This window comes from Mycobacterium sp. 29Ha, assembly GCF_032883055.1.
Lineage (GTDB): Bacteria > Actinomycetota > Actinomycetes > Mycobacteriales > Mycobacteriaceae > Mycobacterium > Mycobacterium gallinarum.
Genome location: NZ_JAMQTI010000063.1, coordinates 1 through 3517, shown reverse-complemented (window position 1 = coordinate 3517; position 3517 = coordinate 1). Strand labels below are relative to the sequence as shown.

2 protein-coding genes are annotated in these 3517 nt (G+C 58.9%); one reads left to right on the top strand and one right to left on the bottom strand.

Going from position 1 to position 3517, the window contains the following annotated elements:
• Nucleotides 1-351 precede the first annotated feature (351 nt).
• Nucleotides 352-1371 (bottom strand): hypothetical protein, encoded by a 1020-nt coding sequence (locus M1248_RS33155; protein WP_317150923.1) that lies wholly within the window; start codon nucleotides 1369-1371, stop codon nucleotides 352-354.
• A gap of 349 nt (nucleotides 1372-1720) precedes the next feature.
• On the opposite strand from M1248_RS33155, the gene M1248_RS33150 reads away from it, so the two are divergent.
• Complete coding sequence (locus M1248_RS33150) at nucleotides 1721-2701, top strand: abortive infection family protein (protein WP_317150922.1); 981 nt, start codon at nucleotides 1721-1723, stop codon at nucleotides 2699-2701.
• Nucleotides 2702-3517 lie beyond the last annotated feature (816 nt).

Genomic DNA, 3517 nt, shown 5'->3' with positions numbered 1-3517 from the left:
CATCAAACGGAATACGCGACTTCTGACGGCCGAGGCTCTCTCCAACGATGACCACAGGCGAGTCTTGTGAACCCTTCTGTTCCAACGCACTCTTACCAGTCACCGGTCGTTCCTCTTAGCTGGCAGCGTGCGGTATAGGGCGGCACGGCTGACCTGACCACCCGGCGTCTATGGCCGCGAGGTCGCCGGGTGGAACCTTCAGACTCGTCTTCTGCCGACGATTCTGGTTCTGGTATCTCCTCGTTGTCATCGTCCTGAGCCGACTCTCGCAACGGCACGCGGATGCAAAGAACCCCGTTCCTAAGATCTGTCCTCGGATTTGCAAAGCCGAACGAAGCCTCCACCCGGCGCCTAATAACGCTTGGGTGCCGTGGCAAGGTACGGCCAGATGTCGAGCAGTCCCTGAGCGGTGATCGGAGTCAGCGGAAGCCATCCTTCATGGTGGGCAATGGTGGCTAGGCCGCGCATTTCCTTCCCCTTTACATCAATCCACCGCAGTGCATCGGCTTCCCATCCAGCTTCTGCACTGCGTGCACGAACCTCCACCTCGTCGGCACTGAGGCGAGTTTGGGTGTGTGCGACGGCAAACTGACCGTGGTACCGCCCAAATCCATACCATGTGAACCAAATTGGGCCGATGTCACTCCGCTCCAGGCCGAGTTCCTCCCGCGCCGCTCGATGTGCAAGATCAAATAGGTCTTCCGGCTCATGACCAGCGGTCATGGGGATTGCATTCATAGTCTCGCAAACGCCGAGTGATCGCAGACCTGCGGCGGATGCGGCCGACGCCGAACGTCGCGTCATCAGTACTTCGCCTCGCGTAGTACTGACAGTGAGATTGACGAAGAAGGAGCGGGGCGGGGCGACTGCCAGCGTTTCAAGAATCCCGTGACGCATGATTCGCTGCTGAAGCGGTTTCCACAGCTCATCATCTGCGAGAAGCCTTGGTAGAACCAAGCTGTCGGCGTACTCACTGGGTCGAACACGAAGGGTGAAACCCTTTGTTGAGTTACCAGATTCGCCGTGATCGACCGTTGAATCGGTAACCTCGCACACCTCTCCCTGTACTCGGGCTCGGATGGAGTGAACTTCCCGTTCAAGAATCGCCGGTGGAAACCATTCCTGCGGGGGGCGGTCTGCAGTGTCGCGCTGGACGCGATGTTTACCTGGGTCGAGAGGTCGCGACGCTGACCAGCTCATAATTTGGTAGAGGTAAATTTCCTGAAGGTCGTAACCGCCGGCCTTAGTAGGGAACCACGTCCTAACCCGCGAGGTACCGCGATGCTTCAACCGCTCAATCGCGGGCTGGACGAACACCGTGGCAAGAACGCCGGCTAACGCGCCGGCGCCGAGAAGGAGAATGGCTTCCACACCCGACGATGCTAAAACGGTTACCTATGAGGAGCGATCGGAACGGCCTCATCGGGTTGCCGTCTTTGCTAAGTCGCCATCTTACGCCGCCGCCATCGCGGGTTCCCCAACAACCGAGTCGACAGCCTGGACAGTCCCGTACCTGCGCAACGAAACGGCGCGGAGGCGTGTGTCGGCACGGTCTGCAGGTCCTACTCCGCGTCCGTGGATCATCGTGACTACTGGCGGGACGCCCGTTGTGCGGAATGCTCGCAAAACAGTCACGGTGTTCGACCCCATCGCATCGGGAGCGATAGCTACTCAACGACCGCGTGCAGATTTGCTGAGTCCACGGGGTCTACGACGCCGTGTGTCAGCCAAGGGAGAGCAGGAGGAACCGTCACTTATGCCGAAGTCGAGAAAACAGATCACGGAGATAACACGCCGCAAGATCTTCGACTCGATCGCTCTGGCCAACACTGCCTGGGCGGGGCGCCTAGATGAGCCCGATTTTCTCGCTCGAATCTATGATCTCGATGCTCTGCCCAGTACGGACCGCCGCTTCAAGACGGCCGCCGGCGACATTTGGCAGCATCGGGTAAACAACCCGACGGATTGGGACGATGACTGGATATTCACAGACAGCCGATTTCGTCTGCAACAGGGTGACGATGAGTCAGTCTTGCGGTTTCTCGCAGAAATGCTGCACCCGATTGTCCGCCCTGATGAAGAAGAAGTCGCGGCTCTCCTGAAAGGGTTCAACGACGCACTTTCACGCGACGGCTTCGAGTTGTACCCCGCCCAGTGGATCAGTGGCCATGCTGTCTACGGCTGGCGGCAGCAGGAGTCCTTTCACGGCGCTACGCCCCAACTCAAGTTGCGCGAGCGCACGCTATTGACCGATCCGGCTGTGCTGGAAGAACACCTTGTGCGAATCCGTGATGGTCTCGCCTCCGACCCACCCGCTGCAATCTCCTCATGCAAGAACCTGCTCGAAAGCTTGTTCAGAATCCTTCTCGCGCAAAATAAGATCGAGTACGAATCGAAGGAAGACATCCCGCAGCTTTACCGCAAAGTCGCGAATCTGCTTGAGCTGAATGCTGAATCTGTGCCGGGAAGTGCAAGGGCGAGCCAAAGCTCTCAACAGATTCTTCGGACACTGGTCACTACGGTGCAGTCGCTCTCTGAACTTCGAAACCAGCTTGGAATCGGCCACGGGCAAGCATCGCGCAGTGTCGCCCTTGCACGGCATGCCCGACTCGCGCTCAATGCAACCGTGACAATCGCTGAGTTCATTCTGGATACGTGGCAGGTTCGGTTTGATAGCGGACGCCTTGAACTCGACATCTGACGAGCCGGGGTCGGTCATGCTCTCTGCCGCGTCCAGTCGGATACACGCAAGGAGGGTTATCTGCGACAGTCGCGACCTTGACAGTCGTGGCTGCATTCACGTCATGCTCAGACGCGCAAGTGAGGTTGATCGGTGGTGGGCTTCCCACACCAACGGGTGCGTAGTGGAAGAAGTAGGCGATGTACCACCGCCGGAAGCATTCCGCGTGGAGCGCGTCTCATGGCAGCACCTCGACGGCGACCGGGTGAAGCTGTCGGTCGCATTTTCGCCAGCGGCCCCCCAGAACCTGGAACTATCGAGTACGGCATTCGTGTCTGGACCATCATCTGAGCTTGCTGACTACGCCGTCCTCATCGTGGATTCGTCAACAGACTCAGGTGGCCGCTGGCGTGCCGACGCCGATGCGCTGAGTGAACCGCAACGCTCTGTGCTCATGTCCGTGATACCGCCGGTAGCGTCGTGACCCTCGTGTTGGATCTCGAGGGTCAAGCGAATCTCCTCGGTGAGGGCCGTGGCGGCTATAGATCGCAGGATGCGGCAGGGTTACGGCCGCTGACGCAGTACAGCTTCGCCATTGAGACAATCAACTGATTGCCATCGCACTACTGAGTGCGGAACGGCCTGTGTCGATAGCCACCTGTGTTTTCGGGGGACCAAACAGTCGCTGCGCGGCAGCGACGGCAGCGGCGCTCATGCGGAATTGCAGTGCCCGTAGCCACCCGCTCGATAACATCGGTCAGATTCTGTCGTAGCCGGATGTCCCTAGCCCGGATTTTTCGCGCAATGTCGCCTGTGACGGTGTGTAGATAAGCGAAA